Annotated in this window: 15 protein-coding genes and 1 tRNA gene; 6 read left to right on the top strand and 10 right to left on the bottom strand. The window is 69.5% G+C overall.

Going from position 1 to position 17,781, the window contains the following annotated elements; translation table 11 throughout:
- Positions 1-292: 292 nt before the first annotated feature.
- The gene (locus ACIG5F_RS36200; protein WP_396524492.1) at positions 293-484 is read left to right on the top strand and encodes a zinc-binding dehydrogenase; all 192 of its coding nucleotides are present in this window, start codon (positions 293-295) and stop codon (positions 482-484) included.
- Positions 485-554: 70 nt separating this feature from the next.
- Here the strand turns inward: ACIG5F_RS36200 and ACIG5F_RS36195 are convergent, their stop codons facing one another.
- From ACIG5F_RS36195 to ACIG5F_RS36185, 3 genes are read right to left on the bottom strand one after another with little or no spacing between them, the layout of a single operon-like run.
- Positions 555-2,711: a xanthine dehydrogenase family protein molybdopterin-binding subunit gene (locus ACIG5F_RS36195; protein WP_396524491.1), complete on the bottom strand. Its 2,157-nt coding sequence runs from the start codon at positions 2,709-2,711 to the stop codon at positions 555-557.
- A complete protein-coding gene (locus tag ACIG5F_RS36190) occupies positions 2,708-3,691 on the bottom strand; it encodes an FAD binding domain-containing protein (RefSeq protein WP_396524490.1) in 984 nt (327 codons plus the stop codon). The genes ACIG5F_RS36195 and ACIG5F_RS36190 overlap by 4 nt, the downstream gene beginning before the upstream one ends.
- Entirely contained in the window at positions 3,688-4,269 is a 582-nt protein-coding gene (locus tag ACIG5F_RS36185; protein ID WP_396524489.1) for a (2Fe-2S)-binding protein, read from the bottom strand. The genes ACIG5F_RS36190 and ACIG5F_RS36185 overlap by 4 nt, the downstream gene beginning before the upstream one ends.
- A 781-nt stretch (positions 4,270-5,050) precedes the next feature.
- On the opposite strand from ACIG5F_RS36185, the gene ACIG5F_RS36180 reads away from it, so the two are divergent.
- Positions 5,051-5,125: transfer RNA gene (locus ACIG5F_RS36180), tRNA-Phe, on the top strand.
- Between the two features lie 121 nt (positions 5,126-5,246).
- Here the strand turns inward: ACIG5F_RS36180 and ACIG5F_RS36175 are convergent.
- Together ACIG5F_RS36175 and ACIG5F_RS36170 are read right to left on the bottom strand one after the other, a co-directional pair.
- Positions 5,247-5,699: an ester cyclase gene (locus ACIG5F_RS36175; protein WP_396524488.1), complete on the bottom strand. Its 453-nt coding sequence runs from the start codon at positions 5,697-5,699 to the stop codon at positions 5,247-5,249.
- 128 nt (positions 5,700-5,827) lie between these two features.
- On the bottom strand, positions 5,828-7,258 hold the full coding sequence (locus tag ACIG5F_RS36170; RefSeq protein ID WP_396524487.1) for an aldehyde dehydrogenase family protein: 1,431 nt from the start codon (positions 7,256-7,258) through the stop codon (positions 5,828-5,830).
- 207 nt (positions 7,259-7,465) lie between these two features.
- Between ACIG5F_RS36170 and ACIG5F_RS36165 the strand changes: the two genes are divergently transcribed.
- Entirely contained in the window at positions 7,466-8,002 is a 537-nt protein-coding gene (locus ACIG5F_RS36165) for an ester cyclase (RefSeq protein WP_396524486.1), read from the top strand.
- A 52-nt stretch (positions 8,003-8,054) separates the two neighbouring features.
- The gene (locus ACIG5F_RS36160; protein ID WP_396524485.1) at positions 8,055-9,308 is read left to right on the top strand and encodes a PucR family transcriptional regulator; all 1,254 of its coding nucleotides are present in this window, start codon (positions 8,055-8,057) and stop codon (positions 9,306-9,308) included.
- Here the strand turns inward: ACIG5F_RS36160 and ACIG5F_RS36155 are convergent.
- Complete coding sequence (locus ACIG5F_RS36155; RefSeq protein ID WP_396524484.1) at positions 9,305-10,528, bottom strand: amidohydrolase family protein; 1,224 nt, start codon at positions 10,526-10,528, stop codon at positions 9,305-9,307. The two genes, ACIG5F_RS36160 and ACIG5F_RS36155, sit on opposite strands and share 4 nt — an antisense overlap.
- Before the next feature lie 293 nt (positions 10,529-10,821).
- Here ACIG5F_RS36155 and ACIG5F_RS36150 point away from each other — a divergent pair, with 293 nt between their 5' ends.
- Complete coding sequence (locus tag ACIG5F_RS36150; RefSeq protein WP_396524483.1) at positions 10,822-11,907, top strand: L-dopachrome tautomerase-related protein; 1,086 nt, start codon at positions 10,822-10,824, stop codon at positions 11,905-11,907.
- A 388-nt stretch (positions 11,908-12,295) separates the two neighbouring features.
- Here the strand turns inward: ACIG5F_RS36150 and ACIG5F_RS36145 are convergent, their stop codons facing one another.
- The gene (locus ACIG5F_RS36145) at positions 12,296-13,396 is read right to left on the bottom strand and encodes a DUF222 domain-containing protein (RefSeq protein WP_396524482.1); all 1,101 of its coding nucleotides are present in this window, start codon (positions 13,394-13,396) and stop codon (positions 12,296-12,298) included.
- 387 nt (positions 13,397-13,783) lie between these two features.
- On the opposite strand from ACIG5F_RS36145, the gene ACIG5F_RS36140 reads away from it, so the two are divergent.
- The gene (locus ACIG5F_RS36140; protein WP_396524481.1) at positions 13,784-14,557 is read left to right on the top strand and encodes a hypothetical protein; all 774 of its coding nucleotides are present in this window, start codon (positions 13,784-13,786) and stop codon (positions 14,555-14,557) included.
- On the opposite strand, the gene ACIG5F_RS36135 is transcribed toward ACIG5F_RS36140, so the two are convergent.
- The 3 genes from ACIG5F_RS36135 to ACIG5F_RS36125 form a co-directional block, all read right to left on the bottom strand.
- Positions 14,529-15,407 (bottom strand): amidohydrolase family protein, encoded by an 879-nt coding sequence (locus tag ACIG5F_RS36135; RefSeq protein ID WP_396524480.1) that lies wholly within the window; start codon positions 15,405-15,407, stop codon positions 14,529-14,531. The two genes, ACIG5F_RS36140 and ACIG5F_RS36135, sit on opposite strands and share 29 nt — an antisense overlap.
- Positions 15,404-16,594: a DUF5624 domain-containing protein gene (locus ACIG5F_RS36130; RefSeq protein ID WP_396524479.1), complete on the bottom strand. Its 1,191-nt coding sequence runs from the start codon at positions 16,592-16,594 to the stop codon at positions 15,404-15,406. Before ACIG5F_RS36130 ends, ACIG5F_RS36135 begins: the two co-directional genes overlap by 4 nt.
- 73 nt (positions 16,595-16,667) lie before the next feature.
- Positions 16,668-17,756, bottom strand: a complete 1,089-nt coding sequence (locus ACIG5F_RS36125; RefSeq protein WP_396524478.1) for a hypothetical protein — start codon at positions 17,754-17,756, stop codon at positions 16,668-16,670.
- Positions 17,757-17,781 lie beyond the last annotated feature (25 nt).

Here is a 17,781-nt window from a genome sequence, read left to right as displayed (position 1 = left end):
TCGGGCCAGGCGTTACACCCCGGGGAAGAGGACCACCGCAGCCTCCAGGAAGGGCAAGAAACGAAAGAAGGGTTAAAACACAAGCAGAGGTCTCCACACAAAATCCACCCGGAGCCACCAACCCACCGCCCCACCCCATCTCCAACCACACAACGCCCTCACTCCACAAAGCAGACCCCACCCCACCCCCAACCACACAACAACCCCAACCCCTCAACGCAAACCCCATCCCTCGGCAACCGCGCGGCGCGTCGGCCTGGGCGGCGGGGCGCTGCCGATGCGGTTCGGAGCCGTGCCACACGAGCTGTCGGTGCAGACCACCTACTGGGGCTGCCGCCCCGAGTTGGAAGAGGTCCTCGATCTCGCCGCCCGTGGCCGCCTGCACGCCGAGGTCACGACCTTCGCGCTCGACGACGCGGTCGAGGCCTACCGGCGACTGGAGGCCGGCACGATCACCGGTCGTGCGGTCATCGTGCCGGCCTGAGTCACCGGCCTGAGTCACCGGCCTGAACCAGCCGCCGTCGGAACTCCCCGATCACACCACCGTCACCGTGTCAGAGCAGCTTGTCCTGGGTGATGGGCAGGTCCCGGACCCGGCGGCCGGTGGCGTGGTAGATGGCGTTGCCGATGGCGGCGGGGATGCCGGTCATCGGGCACTCGCCGAAACCCCGGGCCCCGAGGGCGGTGCTGACCGGGTCGGGCTTGTCCACGAACATCACCTCCAGGTCGGGCACGTCGGCGTTGACCGCCAACAGGTACGTCGACATGGTGGGGTTGGTCACCCGGGCCGTGCGGTCGTCGTACATGGTGTGTTCCATCAGCGCCACGCCGATGCCCCAGGTCATGCCGCCGATCACCTGGCTGCGTGCGGTCTGCCGGTTGAGCACCCGCCCGCAGTCGTACGCCCCGACCATGCGGGTGACCCGCACGCGGCTGTACCGGGCGTCCACCCGGACCTCGACGAAGATCGCGCCGCAGCTGTTGCCGGGCACGTTGAGCGGGCCGGCGGCGGTGTTCTGCACCGGCGCGCCGTTCTTGGCCACCACGTCTGCGTAGCTGACGCGCCGTGAGCGGTCGGCGGCGGCGAAGAGGTAGCCGTGATCGGTGACGATCTGGTCGGGGGTCAGGCCGTGCAGCGGCGACGAGGCGTCGGCGATCGCCAGCTGGATCACGGCGTCGCGGACGGCTTTGCCGGCCTTGTCGACGGCCCCGGTCAGGCTCGGCACCGTCGCCGAGGACTGCGACGCCCCGGCCGCCGGGTAGGTGGAGTCGCCGAGCTGGACGGTGACCTGCGCGACCGGAATTCCCAGTGCCTGCGCGGCGACCTGGGTCATGATCGTGTACGTGCCGGTGCCGATGTCCTGCGAGCCGGTCTGCACCACCGCCCGGCCGTTCTGATCGACGCGGACGAGGGCGTTGCCGGTGCCGCCGTCGTGGGCGTGCATCTCGGTGGCCATGCCCCAGCCGATCAGGTCGTTGCCGTCCCGCGTGACCCCGGGGCGCGGATCCCTTTTGCTCCAACCGAAAGCCTCGCTGGCCATGGTGTACGCCTCGCGCAGGTACTTGCTGGTGAAGCGCTGGCCGTTGGACGGGTTCACCTCGGTGTAGTTGCGTAGCCGCAACTCCAGCGGGTCGATGCCGAGCTTGTAGCTCAGCTCGTCCATCGCCGTCTCCAACGCGAAGTGCGCGCAGACCTCCGGCGCCCGCATGAACTGACCGGCCGGCAGGTCCAGCCGGACGCCTTGGGCCCGGGTGTGCAGGTTCGGCGTCGCGTACAGGCGTTGCACCGAGCGGTTCGGGTTGTAGAGCGACTCGTTGGACCGGGACAGCTGCTGGGTGCCGATGTGGATCAGCGACGTGAGCGTGCCGTCCCGCTTGGCCCCGAGCGTGACGTCGGCCTGGTACTCGGCGCGCTGCCCGAGCACCGAGTACAGCTGGGCCCGGGTCAGCACCAACTTGAGCGGCCGGCCCAGCTGCCGGCTGATCGCCACCGTGTGCTGCGCGTACGGCGAGGCGGCCAGCGAGGTCTTGCCGCCGAAGCCGCCGCCGATGTACTCGCACAGCACCCGGCCGCTGGCGGCGGGCAGGCCGACCGCCGCGGCCAGGCCGCTCGCGCTGCTGATCACGCCCTGGGTGCTGACGTGGGCGGTGAACGTGTCCCCGGACCACTCCACCACGATCGCGTGCGGCTCGATCGCGTTGTGGTGGTGGGGAGGCGTGGTGTAGTGGCCAGTGAGCACGACGTCGGCCTGGTCAAGGCCGGCCTGCGGATCGCCCACGATCAGTTCCTGGTTGGGCGGCAGGTAGACCTGGTCGAGCGCGTCGTCGATCATGGTCAGCGGCGCCTGCTGCGAGCCGTACGAGACGGTCACCATCGTGGCCGCGTCCTGGGCCTGCTCCAGGGTTTCGGCCACCACATAGCCGATGATCTGCCCGTTGGTGTTGATCGTCGCGTTCTGCATCGGCGGCGGGCCGCCGCGGCCGGGGACCAGCCGGGGCGCGTTCTCGTGGTTGAACACCGCGACCACGCCGGGCGCGGCCGCCGCGGCCGACAGGTCCATCGACGTGATCGTGCCGCGGGCGATGGTGCTCAGCACCAGCGACCCGTACAGCATGCCCGGCACCGTGCGGTCGGCGGCGTAGCGGGCGGACCCGGTGACCTTGGCGACGCCGTCGACGCGGGGGAGCGGTTGACCGACCGGCTGGCTCATCGCACGCCCCCGAGTTCACGCAGGTGCCCGGCCAGCGCCCGTTGCACGAGGTCGATCTTGAACGCGTTCCCTTGCCGGCCAACGGCTCCGCGCACGAGCGCCTGCCCGGCCGCGGCCAGCGTGTCGTCGGTGATGGCCTTGCCGCGCAGGGCGGCCTCGGCTTCCGGTGAACGCCAGGGCTTGGTCGCGATGCCGCCGAAGGCCAGCCGGACATCGCGGACGACGGAGCCGCGCATGTCCAGCGCCGCGGCGACGGCCACGACCGCGAACTCGAACGTCGTGCGGTCCCGCAGCTTCAGGTACGCCGACTTGGCCGCCATCGTTGTCGTCGGCACCTCGACCGCCACGATCATTTCCCCGTGGGCCAACACGTTCTCCCGATCCGGGGTCGTGCCCGGCAGGAGATGGAAGTCGCCAAGGGGAATCCGCCGCGAGCCCGCCGGCCCGCGCGTGAGCACCACCGCGTCCAGGGCCAGCAGCGCGACGGCGAAGTCGGACGGGTGCACGGCGATGCACTGGTCGCTGCCGCCGAGCACGGCGTGCCCGCGGTTCTGGCCGTCGATGGCTGGGCAGCCGCTGCCCGGCTGCCGCTTGTTGCACGGCGACCCGGCGTCCCGGAAGTACCCGCATCGCGTGCGCTGCAACAGGTTCCCGCCGATCGCCGCCATGTTCCGCACCTGCGGCGACGCCGAGTTCAGCAATGCCTGCGACACCACGGGAAGCGATCGCCGCACCGCCGGATGCGCGGCGACGTCGGCCATCCTGGCCAGCGCGCCGATCCGGATGACGCCGCCGGACTGCACCACGTCGCCGAGCGGCAGTGCGTTGAGGTCCACGATGCGGTCGTGGGAGCGGGCGCCGTCCTTCATCAGGTTCAGCAGATCGGTGCCGCCGGCGATGAAACCCGCGCCCGGCCGCTCGCCGACCAGCCGGACCGCCTCGGCCACCGTGGCCGGGCTGGCGTAGTCGAAGGCCTTCACCGCTGGATCTCCTTGGCCGCGTCCTGCACCGCGGTGACGATGTTGGCGTAACAGGCGCAGCGGCACAGGTTGCCGCTCATCCACTCGCGGATCTCGTCGGCCGAGCCGGTGTGGCCCTCCTCGATGCAGGCGACCCCGGACATGATCTGTCCGGGCGTGCAGCCGCCGCACTGGAAGGCGTCGTGCCGGATGAAGGCCGACTGCAGCGGGTGCAGCTTGTCGCCGGCGGCCAGCCCCTCGATCGTGGTGACCGCCTGGTTCTGCCGCATCACGGCCAGCGTCAGGCAGGACTTGATCCGCCGGTTGTCGACCAGCACCGTGCAGGCCCCGCATTCGCCGCGGTCACAGCCCTTCTTGGTGCCGGTGAGGTCGAGCCGCTCGCGCAGCGCGTCCAGCAGCGTGACCCGGGGCTCCACGGACAGCCGGTGCTCCTGCCCGTTCACCTTCAGTGTGATGTCCACAGTGGACGGGGCGGGCGCGGCGGCGGCGACCTCCGGCGTGGTCAGCGCGGCCGCGACGGCCGCCGCCCCGCCGGCTTTCAACACTGTTCTGCGCTTGTATTCCGCGTCATCCGTCACGGCAACGCCCCCAGCAGGTCGGTTGTCGGGTGGTGGTGCGGCCGACCCTAGCGGACCCCGTCCGTTTTGGGGCGGATCGACAGCTTTGTGACAGCCGCGGAACAGGTGTTCCGACACCTTCGAGGGATGCTCGGGGAGTCCACTGTGGCTGGTCGAGCCGTTCGACGTGGGTGTTGCCGGCGTGCAGCGGCTCGCCGTCGGGACGGACCACGCGCAACGGCGGCCGCGTCATCGGGGGCTACACGGTCTTCTACTCCCTCGGCGCGGCCACCGCCACCGCCGTCTGCACCGCCCGAGGATGTGGAAACCTCGATAAATAGGATTGACTCGGCCGGGTTCGGACGTGAAGATGAATGCACACCGACAGGGGAGAGGTTATGACGAACACGGAGAAGCGAGGCGCGCAGGGCCAGCAGTTGGCCGCCGCGTTTGCCGTCCCGTGTCCGCCGTGCTGCCTCCCGACGCCGCTGTTCGGCCTCCAGCAGCTGGTATTCCCCGTCCCGGGCTCCCCGCCATGACCACCTGGTCGCGTCACGGGAGCCGCCCATCGGGAAACCGATCCGGGCGGCTTTTTTATTCGGCGTGCCTGAATTGTTCGCCGCTGATTGTGTAGACATTTTTTCCACGGCTCGTCTTCGCCGCCATCAAGGCGGTGGACGCGGGTCTCGGGGCCCGGCCGACGGCCGGGCCCCGCCCTCGGGCGCGAGGGAGACGGCAACCCACCTGACGTGGATTCAGGAGACACCGCGTTCGACTCGCGGGCGCCCGACGACGTGCCACTGGCTCTTTAGCTCAACCGGCAGAGCACCGGCCTGAAGACCCGGATGTCGGGGTTCGATCCCCCGGGGAGCCACCAAGCCCTTGTAGCCCAACGGAAACACTGCACCACCAAGCTTGGCCCACACCTCACGACGGTCGTGACGCGGTCCGCAAAACCGACGAAACTCTGGGTTCGACTCCCAGGTGGGTCTCTACCTTCAGCTCGCGGCGACCGCCGAGGCGAAGTCCGGCGCCACGCCCAGCTGGGCCAGCATCACGCTGACGCCGACGTAGCAGTTGAACTCCTTGATCTTGCCGTCCTCGATGTACCAGAAGTCGGCGGTCGGGATGTCGAGTTTGGCCCCGGACGGCTTGATCACGCCGGCCGGCGTCTCGAACGGGCCGGTGACCGTGCCGCGGATGCTCAGCTCCACCGACACCACGTTGCCCTGCACGTGGAACCGGTGCAGCTCGCGGTGGATGTCGGGCGCGAGCTGGCCCATGGCGGTCACCAAGTCGCCTAGGTGCTCCCCGCGGTAGCTCTCGCCCGCGACGACGTTGTTGAACACCCCGTCCTCGGCGAACAGCTCGGCGAAGCCCTTGACGTCGAGCACCCCGCCCTCGGCCGCGTGATAGGCCGCCCGGACCACGGATTCCGCGTCGAGTGCCATGATGGCTTCCCTCCAAGTAGTCAGTCAAACATTTGATTGAAATGATGCTGCCGGCGCTTCGCCGATGTCAAGCGGTCGTGTGAACTCCTGCCGGTGGGCCCGGTCACAGGCGGATGTGATCGTGCCGTTCACCCGGTGACCTCCACATAGGTCTTGGCCTCCTGGAACTCGGCCAGCCCCAGCGGCCCGCGCAGCCGGCCGACGCCGCTGCTCTTGTAGCCGCCCTCGGCGAAACCGTCGTCCAGCGCGAAGTAGCCGTTGGTCCAGACCGTGCCGGCCGCCAACTCGCGGCTGACCTTGCGGGCCCGGTTGCCGTCGCGGGTGAACACGGCGGCGGCCAGCCCGAACTGCGTGCCGTTGGCCCGGCGCACGGCGTCGACCTCGTCCTCGAACACCTCGAAGGTGCCGACCGGGCCGAAGATCTCCTCCTGCACCAGCGGCACGTCCAGGTCCTCGACCTCCAGCAGGCTGGGCCGGTAGAAGGCGCCGGGACGGTCGACCACGCGGCCGCCACGCACGACCGGCTTGGCGTAGGCCAGCGCCGCCTCGACGAAGGCCTCGACGCGGTCGGCCGAGGCGGCGTCGATCAGCGGCCCCATCTGGCTGGCCGGGTCGTCGCCAGGACCGACCACGACCTGCGACAACGCCGCCGCCAGCTGCTCGCGGACGGTGTCGGCGATGCCGCGCTGGACCAGGATCCTGGTGCCGGCCATGCAGAACTGCCCGGCCGTCACGATCAGGCCCTGCACCAACAGCGGCAGCGTGCGGGCCAGGTCGGCGTCGTCGAAGACGATCATCGGCGACTTGCCGCCCAGCTCCAGGTTGACCCGCTTGAGCGCGGCGCCGGCGGCGGCCCCGACCCGGCGGCCGACCTCGACGCTGCCGGTGTAGCTGACGACGTCCACGCCGGGCGCGTCCACCAGCCGGGGCGCGCCGGTGTTGCCGGTCTCGGTGAAGACGTTGACGATGCCCTTGGGCAGCGCCTCGACGCTCGCGATCACCTCCGACACCAGGGCGTTGGTCAGCGCGGTCTGGGCCGGCAGCTTGGCCACCACGGCGTTGCCGGCGGCCAGGGCTGGACCCAGCGAGCGTACGAACAGCGCGATTGGGGCGTTCCACGGCACGATCACCGAGATCACGCCGACCGGCTCGGCGAGCTGGCTGAAGAAGACGCCCGGCAACGCCTCGGCCGCCACACCGGCGGCGGTCAGGGCCTGGCCGGCGGAGTGCCGCAGGGTGGCCGAGACCAGTCCGAGCTCCAGCCCCGCCTCGTGCAGCGTCTTGCCGTTCTCCCGGGTGAGGCTGGCCGCCAGCACCTCGGCCCGTGCGTCGAAGCGGTCGGCCAGCTCCGACAGGACCCGGTGCCGCAGTTGGCGGTCCCGGCTCCAGGACGTCTCACGGAAGGCGCGGCGGGCGGCCGCGATGCCGGCGTCGGCCTCGGCCGCGCCGCCGTCGGCGAACCGGCCCACCACCTCGCCGGTGGCCGGATTCGTCGATGTGCCAACGGTTCTAGCGGCCAGCCACTCGCCGCCGATCCAGTTCAGTGCGATGTCGGTCATGGCGTTGCAGGTAATCACCAACGGCCGGTCGACGCATTGGGCACAGTGCCCAAACGTGGCCGGCAACCTTGGTGAGAGTGCGCAAGCCGGCAGGCGCCGTGCCCGACGAGTATTTGCTTGCGGCGGCCGACGCCCCGTTGCCCGCCGTGGAATTCCTGGGGTCCTGGCCATGATCGCCGAACCCGCTGTGATGACAAGGAGAACCCGATGAACATCCGTAGTGTCGCCCTGGTCGCCGCCGTTGTCGGTCTGGTGGGCGGGGGCACAGCCCTCTCCGCACAGGCCCAGCCGACCTCCTTACCCGGCGCCGACTCGGCCAGAGTGAACGCCAATGAGCTGGTGGTGGCCGCCTTCATGGCTGACGTCCTCAATGGACACCACGGCGACCACGCCACCCGCTACCTGACCCCGGACATGCAGTGGCACGGCGGCACGGTCGGCACCGTCGCCGGCGCGTCCAACGTGGCCGGCCTGATGACCACGGTCGTGACCTCCATTCCCGACCTGCACGCGGCCGTCGAGGACGTCGTGGCCCAGGGTGACGAGGTTGTCGTCCGGCTGGTCGTGACCGGCACCCAGAAGGGCGACCTGCTGGGCATCCCGGCGTCCGACCGGCCCGTCCGCTGGGACGCCACCGACCTGTACCGGCTCAAGGACGGCAAGATCAGCGAGGAGTGGGCGGCCGAGGACTTCACCGCCTTCCTCTACGGCACCGGCGCCTACAAGGCTCCCTGGATTCCGTGATACGACAGTGCGGCCGGCGTCCCCGCGCCGGCCGCACCGGGAGGGGGACGGCATGGACGACAAGCTCGGCGCCTGGGTGCGGTCGCTGCGCGCCGACGGTCGGAGTCGCGATTTCGCCAGCTCGGAGCAGACCCGGCGGGACTTCGCCGAGTGGCTGGGCCCGTCCGCGCTGGACTGGGCGGCCGCCACGGCCCGGGAGGTCGCCGCCGCCACGCTGGCCGCCCGGCCCGGGTTCGCCGCCGCCGTGGGGGAGCAGCCGACCGTGCTCAAGGGCATCGAGGGCGGCGTGCTGTGCGTGCTGGCCAGTGTCCACAGTGGAGTCGTGCAGGATCCCGCTGCCACACCCGAGGTCCCCGAGACCGCACGGGAGTTCGTCGAGCTGGGCGTGCCGCTGACCGAGGTGTGGGCCACGGTCCGGCAGGCCCACCGCCGGCTCGTGGACCGGCTCACCACCGCCTGCCGCGACCTGGTGCCGGTCTCCGAGCAGGCGGCCGAGCTCCAGCACATGTTCCGCTTGGCCTTCGAGTGCGTCGACGACCTGGTCGAGGGCCTCGGCGCGGCGTACGCGGTGGAGAGCGACCGCTGGCAGGCCACCGCCGGGGCGGTGCGGGAGGAGCTCGTCAACGCCGTGCTGGCCGACACCGTCAAGGACTTCGACACCGTTTCCCAGCAGCTGCGCTACGAACTGCGGCACCGCCACCACGTCGGCATCGTCGTCTGGCACGAGGACACCGCCCGCCTCCAGAACACCGCGTTGCGCTGGCTGGAGGCCGGCGGCGCGCAGCAGACCCTGCTCATCCCGCGCGGGCAGTCGCTGCTCTACGCGTGGGGCAACCGTCGCAGCCCTTTCCCAGTCATGCCAACCGATTTCGGCGGGGACGTCCGGGTGGCCGCCGGCGCGCCGTCCTACGACGTGCCCGGTTTTCGGGGCAGCCACAACGAGGCCTGCGACGCCCATCGGGTCGTGCGGGCCATGCCGGGTCTGACCGACACCGTCGTGCCGTTCGCGGCCGTCAGCCTGCTGGCCGCCCTGTCCGAGGACGGTTCACGCCTGCGCCGCTTCGTCTCCGACGAGCTCGGCGAGCTCGCCGCCGACGACGCCAACACCCGGGAACTGCGCCGAACCCTGCGTGTCTACCTGGAGACCCGCAACGCCAAGGCCACCGCCGCCCAGCTCGTCGTCGCCCGCAACACCGTCACCTACCGGCTGCAACGGGCCGAGCAGCTGCGCGGCCGCGGGCCCGACGAGCGCCTGCTGGAGCTGTGGGTCGCCTTGGTCCTGGCCGAGGCCATGGGCAGTGCTTAGCGGTGGTCCTTGACCACTCGACCCCGTTGCAGCACAAGGCGAACCCGCTCGTGGTCGGCGAAGATCGCCGGGTCGTCGAGCGGATTTCCGGCGAACCCGGCCAGGTCGGCGCGCTTGCCCGGCTCGATCGTGCCGACCTCGTCGTCGATCCGGAGAACCCGGGCGTTGTCCCTGGTCGCGGTGACCAGGGCGGTCATCGGGTCCTCGACCTTGGCGCGCAACGTGATCTCGTAGCCCCGGCGCTCCTGGTTCGGGCCGATGTAGTCGGAGCCCGAGCCGATCAGCACGCCGGCGGCCCGGGAGGCGTGGATGGCGGCGATCTGCCCGTCCAGGACGTGGCCGACGCGCGTGCCGATGTGCGCCGGCAGGCCTGGCCCGGTCGAGTCGTCCAGCAGAGCATGCACCACGGCCAGCGTCGGCACGTGGGCCACGCCGTGCTGGGCCATCAGCGTGGCCATCTCCTCGTCGATCTCCGAACCGTGTTCGACGCACTTCACCCCGGCTTGGATGGCCGTGCGCAGGCCGGCGTTGTTGTGCGCGTGCACGGTGACGTAGGTGCCGCGGGCGCTCGCCTCCGTGACCGCAGCCGCGATCTCCTCGGCGGTGAACTGGGTGTCGGTCAGCTTGTCGTGGTGGGACACGACACCGCCGGTGACGCACATCTTGAGGAAGCTGGCGCCGCGCCGGAACGCTTCGCGCGCGTTCTTCCGGACGCTGTCCGGGCCGTCGGACAGGAACGACACCGCCCGCAGGCCGACCACGTGGTGCGACTCCCAGTCCTCGGACGGCTCCCAGGTCGCGCCGAGGTAGCCGTGGCCGCCGGTCTGGGCCAGCAACGGTCCACAGTGGATGATGCGCGGGCCGGGAACCTTGCCGCTGGCCACAACCTGGGCCAGGCCGTCGTCGATGCCACCGGTGTCGCGGACCGTGGTGAAGCCGGCGTGCAGCGTCTGGCGGCAGTTCTCGAACATGTCCGCCGCCATCTCGGCGACGGAGAGCTGCCGGGTGAGGCTCTGCCCGATGTCGCTGGACATCCCGAAGTGCACGTGCGCGTCGATCAGGCCGGGCGTGATCACCAGCCCGGTGCAGTCGAGCACCTCGGCGCCGGCCGGCGGCGTGCCGCCGAGCGCGGCGATCCGGCCGTCCTCGACCAGGATGCTGCGGTCGGGCACGGGATCCGCGCCGGTTCCGTCGATGACCGTCGCGCCGGTCAGCCACATGTCGATGATCCTCTCGTCCTCGGGTCAGCCCATCAGGCAACCTTGCCCGGTGTCGGCCGGTAGGGCAACGGTGGGCCGTTACCTGGGGCCATGGTGGTGAGTGACAGTGCACGAGGTGTCGGAGCGGTCCGGGGTGAGCGAGGTCACGATCTACCTGACCGACCGCGCCCTGAGCTCGACGCCGTGCTTTCCTCCTGCTCCCCTTGGTATCCAACGGATAGCTTCCGCCCTTGCAAGTTACCGGGCGGTGGCCGCTATGTTCGAGCGCGACTCGTGTTGGAAGGTGGAATCCGATGTTGCGTCTCACGATCGCGGCCGTGGTGGCCACGCTCGCCACGACTTTTCCGGCGCCGGCCAGCGCTTTGCGTCTGGAGGCGGAGAGCTCCGGCATGGTGTGGAACGCCGTCGCCGTCGATCACGGCCGGGTGTTCGTGGCCGGTCCGCGCTGGTCGGGCTCCACCGGTCCCGCCGTCGGCGTGCTTGATCGTGGCAAGGTCCGCCCGTTCCCCGATTCCCGCTGGAACTCCTGGAAACCCGGCGTCGATCCCGCCACCGCTTTTGTCAACGTCAATGCCGTGCATCTTGACGGCCGGGGCGGATTGTGGGCCGTGGACACCGGCAGCCCCGAGTTCGGCGGCGCACCCCTCCCCGGCGGCGCCAAGCTCGTCCGCATCGACCTGCTCACCACCCGCGTCACGCGCGTCTACCCCTTCCCCTCCGACATCGCCACCCCGCGCAGCTACGTCGACGATGTCCGTTTCAACGGCTCCACCGCCTACCTCACCGACGGCGGCCAGGCCGGCTTGATCGTCCTCGACCTTCACACCGGCCAGGCCCGCCGTGTCCTTGACGGCGATCCGTCCACCACCGCCCCCGACAACCGTCCCATCGTCGTCGACGGCACCGTCGTCCGTGGTCCCGATGGCTCGCCCCTCAAGGTCAACGCCGATCCCTTCGAGCTTTCCCCCGACCACCGCTGGCTCTACTACGGTCCGCTCGAAGGTCCTTGGTCCCGCATCTCCACCGCCTTGCTCGACGACCCCACCGTCCCCGCCGCCACCCTCGCCGCTCACGTCCAGCCGTGGGCCGACCTCCCTCCGACCGGCGGCACCGCCATCGACCGCGCCGGCAACCTCTACTTCTCTGATCTGGCCCATAATTCCGTCAACCGCCGTGCCCCCGACGGCACCGTCACCACCGTCGTCCAGGACCCTCGCCTGCACTGGACCGACGCCCTCTTCCTCACCCCCGACAACCGTCTCTGGCTGCCCGTTCCCCAGCTCGACCGTGCCCCCGCCTTCAACGGCGGCACTTCCCACATCCAGTTCCCCGTGCAGCTGTTCAGCTTTCCTTTAGCCCACGGGAAAACCTTTGATTGAGAAGAACAATGCAACTGCCCCCTCCCCAACCACCCCCAAACCACCAAACGCAACCACCCAACCCACCAAACAACGTGACTGACCCCCCTCCCCAACCACCCCCAACCCCCGCCCAACCACCAAACGCCACCACCCAACCCACCAAACAACGTGACTGACACCCCACCCCAACCACCCCCCCAACCGCCGCCGGACCATCAAACGCCACCACCCAACCCAGCCACCCACCTAGGGTGACCACGGTCTCGGGTGGCAAGGCTGCGACGGCCCCTGCAATCTCTGACACAGATCCGGCCGTCGTAGCCGCGGCAGCGGCGTCCCCAACCCACCAGCCTTCACGACAACACGTCTGCGCCCCGCCGCCCCCAAATCAAACCCCCACCCCACCTCAGAACGGCGGCTCCTCCACCGGCTCCGGCCGCGTCACATACCTCTGCCCCCACCGAGTCTCAATCGTCGTCGTCCCATCATCGGCGATACCGATCTTCGCGTCAGTGGCGTGCTTGTACCGATGATGCCGCCGATCCAACGGCCCCAAGTTGGTCCCCGTGCTCTTGCCCTCCGGCCACGCCACCGCATGATCGATATCGCACGACCTAGACGGATGCGAACAACACGGCATCACACACGTCCGATGCCGGGCACGGATGAACCGATCCACCTCCGCCGTCGGCCGATAGACCCCCGGGCTGTACTCCACCAACCGACCAGCCTCATCAGTCAACAACCGGTGAAACACCGTCCCCGGCTCCGCCATCAGATCCCGCACCACCTCCGCCGGAATCACCTGCCCCGTGTCCAACTGCCCCGGCCGCTCATCCACCCCCAACAACGCCGTGATCGGCACCGTCACCTGGATCAACGTCTTCGACCCAGCACTCTTGGGCTCCTGCAACACCAACGACGCCAACACATCCGCCCGCACCGCATCCATCGACCGACCGTTCTTCGCCTCCCGACGAGCCAAGTGATCGATCTTGGCGTACATCGCCCTGGCAACCTCCACCGGCAGCTCCGACTTCAACACCGCCATACCATCCTCAGTGTCATACACCACGACATCGCGCCCCCGTCGCCGCTGCGCGCATCGCCGGGCAAACCCAGCCGGATCGGCCCGCTGCAACCGCCCCTGCACCGACCGCCGAAGCTGCTGACAACACCGCCCCTCCGCCGTCTCCAACGTCTTGAGCACAGCCGTGCGGGCGATGTCGTCCGGGTAGTTCTCGGTGGGATCGACCAAACCATGGGCCGACCACTCACTGATCACCCCGGCCTCCATGGCGTCCAGCACCTCCGGGAACACGGTGGCCAGACGGGAGGCGAACCTCACCTGGGACTCGCTGTTGCTCTGCGACAACTGCAACGCCATGGCCAAGTCTCGCGCGGCCCACTCGTCGACGTTGAGCTCGTCGACCAACCGCAACCACTCGGCCTTGAGACGACGAACGAGCCGCTGAAGTTCGATCAAACGAGCGAGTTTTGCTTCCATACCAGCGATTCTACTCGTCCAGCAAGATCGAACTCGCGCCACGAACGGGTGAAAACCCTTGTGGTGCAAGGGAAATGGGGTGACGGGGAAGGGGTGAAGGAAGGGGGTGTGTGGGCGGCGACGGTGGGGTGCGGGCCTGGGCGAAGGGGGCTGCGGGGGTGGCGCAGGGAGGGAAGTGCGGCGCAAGGCGAAGGAAGGCAACGAAGGATGGGCGCAGGGCGAAGGAAGGCAACGAAGGATGGGCGCAGGGCGAAGGAGGGCAACGAAGGATGGGCGCAGGGGTGAAGGAGCGAAGCAAGAGGCGCGGCAGAACCGAAAAGCGAGACCCGAACGACTCGACAGGATATTGACAGGAACAGCTACTACAACCATGTAGAAGGATCTGGCATGATCGCGGCCGTGCCGATCAACCTCCGCCTGCCTGGCGACACCCGTGCGCTGCGGGTACCCGAGATCACCGCCTACTTCTGGATCGCCAAGGGGCTGTCCACGGCGCTGGGGGAGTCGATGTCGGACTACCTGGTGACGGCGATGTCGCCGATTCCGGCTGTGCTGCTGGGGTTTGTGGCGTTCGCGGTGGCGCTGGCGGTGCAGTTCGCGATGCGGCGTTACAACCCGTGGGCCTACTGGTTCGCGGTGGCGATGGTGGGCGTGTTCGGCACGATGGCGGCGGACGTGCTGCATGTCGGGTTCGGGGTGCCGTATCCGGTTTCGGCGCTGCTGTACGGAATCGTGCTGGCGGGGGTCTATGTGCTGTGGTTCCGGGTCGAGCGGACGCTGTCGATCCACAGCGTCGACCGGCCTCGCCGGGAGGTGTTCTACTGGGCGGCGGTGGTCGCGACCTTCGCGCTGGGCACGGCGGTCGGCGATCTCACGGCGATGACCCTGCACCTGGGCTACTTCTGGTCGATCGTGCTGTTCGCCGCGGTGATCACGATCCCTGCGGTCGGCCGGCGCTGGTGGAACCCGATCTTCTGCTTCTGGTTCGCCTACGTGCTGACCCGCCCGCTGGGCGCGTCGATCGCGGACTGGCTGGGCAAGCCGGCCGATGTCGGCGGCCTCGGGCTGGGCGGGGGACCGGTGAGCGCGGTGTTGGCCGCGCTCATGACGGCCGTCGTCGCCTACCTGGCCGTCACCCGCGTCCCCAGTACAAGCGACTAGGGTTGTCCACCAACAACTTCTGCTGCAAATCAGGACTAGGCGCGATGCGGGGAACGAAGTCGACCAGCTGACCGTCGTCCGGCATGTGACTGCGCATGTTGGGATGCGGCCAGTCGGTTCCCCACAGCACACGGTCGGGGAACTCGGCCACCAGTGCCCGCCCGAAGGGCACGACATCGTCGTACGGGGGACCGGCCACGGTCAGCCGCTCCGGGCAGGTGACCTTGACCCAGTACTGCTCGTTCTCCCGAAGAAGCCGCAGAAACCGTTCGAAGTCAAGGGGTCTGGTGACATCCGGGCGGCCCATGTGATCGACGACAACCGTCGTGGGCAGCGAGCTGAGCAGTTTCCACCGCTCCACCAGGTCGGCAGCCTCGAAGTACACGACGATGTGCCAGCCCAGCGGCGCGATCCGGTCGATCAGGCGGTGATAGTGCTCGTCGGGTTTGGGATCGACCAGCCGGCGCACGAAGTTCAGCCTGATGCCGCGAACCCCGGCGGCGTGCAGGTCGGCCAGCTCGCCGTCGCTCACGTCCGGGCGGATCATGGCGATGCCCCGAGCCCGGTCACCGGCGGCCTGCAACGCGTCGACCATCGCCGAGTTGTCGGCCCCATGGCAGGTGGCCTGCACCAGCACGTTCCGGTCGGCTCCGAGGAAGTCCCGCAGGGCGAACAGATCCTCCTTGCCGGCGTCGCACGGCGTGTACTTCCGCTCGGTGGCGTAAGGGAACCGCGCCCCCGGGCCGAAGACGTGGCAGTGGGCGTCGACCGTGCCCGGGGGCAGCCGGAAGTCCGGTTTGGACGGAGCAGGGTGGAACGGGAGCCACCCGGCGTCCGGGGTGAAGTTCATCGGTCTCCCAACGGATAGTCCACGTTGTCCAGGCCCGGGATGATCACTGTGGCCGGGTCGTTGCCGTTGGCGATGAGCTGCTCGGCCATGTAGTCGGTGACGCCGCTGGCCAGCAGCTGGCGGGGATCCTCCAACGCCAGCCGCAGCCGGGTGATCATCGCCGGCCAGTCGTCCGGGGACTTGATCCGCGGCATCTCGGTGACCGTGGACGTGCGCTCGTCGACATCGGGCCCGTAGTTGGACGGCGGCTCGAACCGGGGATAGCCGTCGTACATCACCGACGCCAGCGACACCGAGGCCATGACCCGGGCCAGCATCCACCGCAGCGGGTCCTCCAGCGCGGCCACCTGGCTGACGTCCCCGCCCTCGGGCGCGGCGAACTCGGGCGCGTGCGGGGCGATGAACAGCCGGTCGTCGTCCAGCCGGCCGCGGGAGGCCAGCTGGATGATGCGGGCCAGGCTGTTGGTGCTCTTGGTGACGCCGGCGGTGGGCCGGCCCTGCCGCCCGACGAACATCACCAGGGCTGTGGACCAGTCTACGTCGAGCCCGTCGAACCAGCGGATGAGCCGGGCCGAGTTGTTGGTGCCCACCAAGGCGAAGGTTGCGATCATGACCCGGCCGAAGTCGACCGGCAGCCGGCCGTCGGGGTGTCCCTGGATGAGGTCGTACCGCAGGTTCTGCGCGGTCAGGTACCCGTCCTCGGCCAGGGCGCGCTCCAGGAACCGCGCGGTGATCGAACACGCGTAGTCGACCATCGCCGTGATCTTCTCCTCACGGCCGACGAAGGACGGCGCGCTGATCGCGTCCCGCCACAGCTGCACGGTGTTGGCCGACCGGACCGTGGTGATGTCGTCCAGCAGCCGCCGCGCGTCGGCCTGCCACTGCTCGCGCCGGCCCACGTGCTCCAGCCCGACCAGGCTGGCGATGGCCGGTCCGAGGTGGGAGATGCCGGCCAGTTCCTTGAATCCCACGGTGGTGTGCCGAAAACCGTTGACCGTGGGCAGAGCCCCGTTGCCCGGGAACAGTGCGAGATGGGTGCCGGTGGCCACCAGCAGCGGATGGCCCAGATTGTCCTCATAGGACGATCGGGTGAGGTGGTCCCCGGTGCTGTCCCGGGCCGGGGCCAGCGGATTGGTGTAGGCCCGGAACAGCCGGACCATCTCCGGATTCTCCTGGACGGCGGTCACAGTCCCCCCTCGCTGGCGCTCGGCGGGTCTGCGACCCGGGTCACTGCGCTGAATGGCGTCCTCGCACGCTCGGTCACAGGTCTCCCTCCGGGGCGAACCGGTAGATCACCGACTCCGCGGCGAAGCCGAGATCCCCGTTGAGGCCGTTGGACACGGCCAGCCGCCGGCTGCCGTCCGGGGCGGTGAACTCGGCGACGTCGGTGCCGCCCGAGGTGTCGAACTCGTCGACGATCTCGAAGGTGTCCCCGGTGAACTTGTACAGCGGGGACTTCAGCAGCGGGTGCGGGTCCTGGAGGCCGCCGGTGATGAAGTTGGCGCGCACCAGGAACAATCCCTCGTCGGTGTCGACGAGGTGCAGTTCGCGACCGCCCTTGCCGCCGGGCAGCACGGCGTGTTCGGCGAACTTCGAGCCGTCCCAGCGCAGCAGCACGGAGTCGAAGCGGATGTTGGCGATGGCCATGTAGTGCTGGCCGTCCCGGCTGAACGTGGCGAAGGCCCGGCCGCCCAACGGCATCAGGTCCTGGTGCTCCACGAACTTCTCGCCGTCCCACCGGAACAGCTGGCTCGGCAGCGCGTGGTCGGCGTGGGCCAGATAGGTCGTGCCGTCGATCTGGAAGGCGTGGAAGTTGTAGCCGCCGCGGGACGGGATGTCCTGGAGGTGCTCGAACTCCGTGCCGTTCCAGCGGAACACCGCCGAGGGCACGTCCCGGTCGCCCGGCCGGTTCTGGGCCAGGGCGAGGAAGTGGGCGCCGTCGATGGTGAAGTGCCGCCACTGCTTGGCGGCGTAGCCGAGAATGGTCTGGAACGGTTCCCAGGCCTCGCCGTTCCACTGGTAGATCGGCTGGCCGACGTTGAAGTTGTAGGGACCGCTGCCCATCCGGATGCAGGCGCAGGCCACGTACGGGGCGCCGTCGATCTCGAAGTACTCGACGTCCTCGCCGCCGGTGCCCGGCAGCCGCCCGGCTGCGGTGAACTGGTCACCGTCGTGTTTGAACAGCAGGATGTCGGTGTTGGAGTCGCCCCCGTTCATGCCGGCCGGGGTGCCGGGCGCGTCGTAGGCCAGCTGGGGCACCGCGAGATAGGCGGCGCCGCCGACGGTGAAGGTCTCGACCCCGCGCGCGCCCGAGGTCGGGATGCGCTGGATCTCCTGAAGGTAGGTCATGCTGCCCAGTTCCTTTGCTCGGGAG

This window comes from Kutzneria sp. NPDC052558 (assembly GCF_044547355.1).
Classification (GTDB): Bacteria; Actinomycetota; Actinomycetes; order Mycobacteriales; family Pseudonocardiaceae; genus Kutzneria.
Note: the sequence above shows the minus strand (reverse complement) of the source record. Positions and strands in the feature narration are given on the sequence as shown.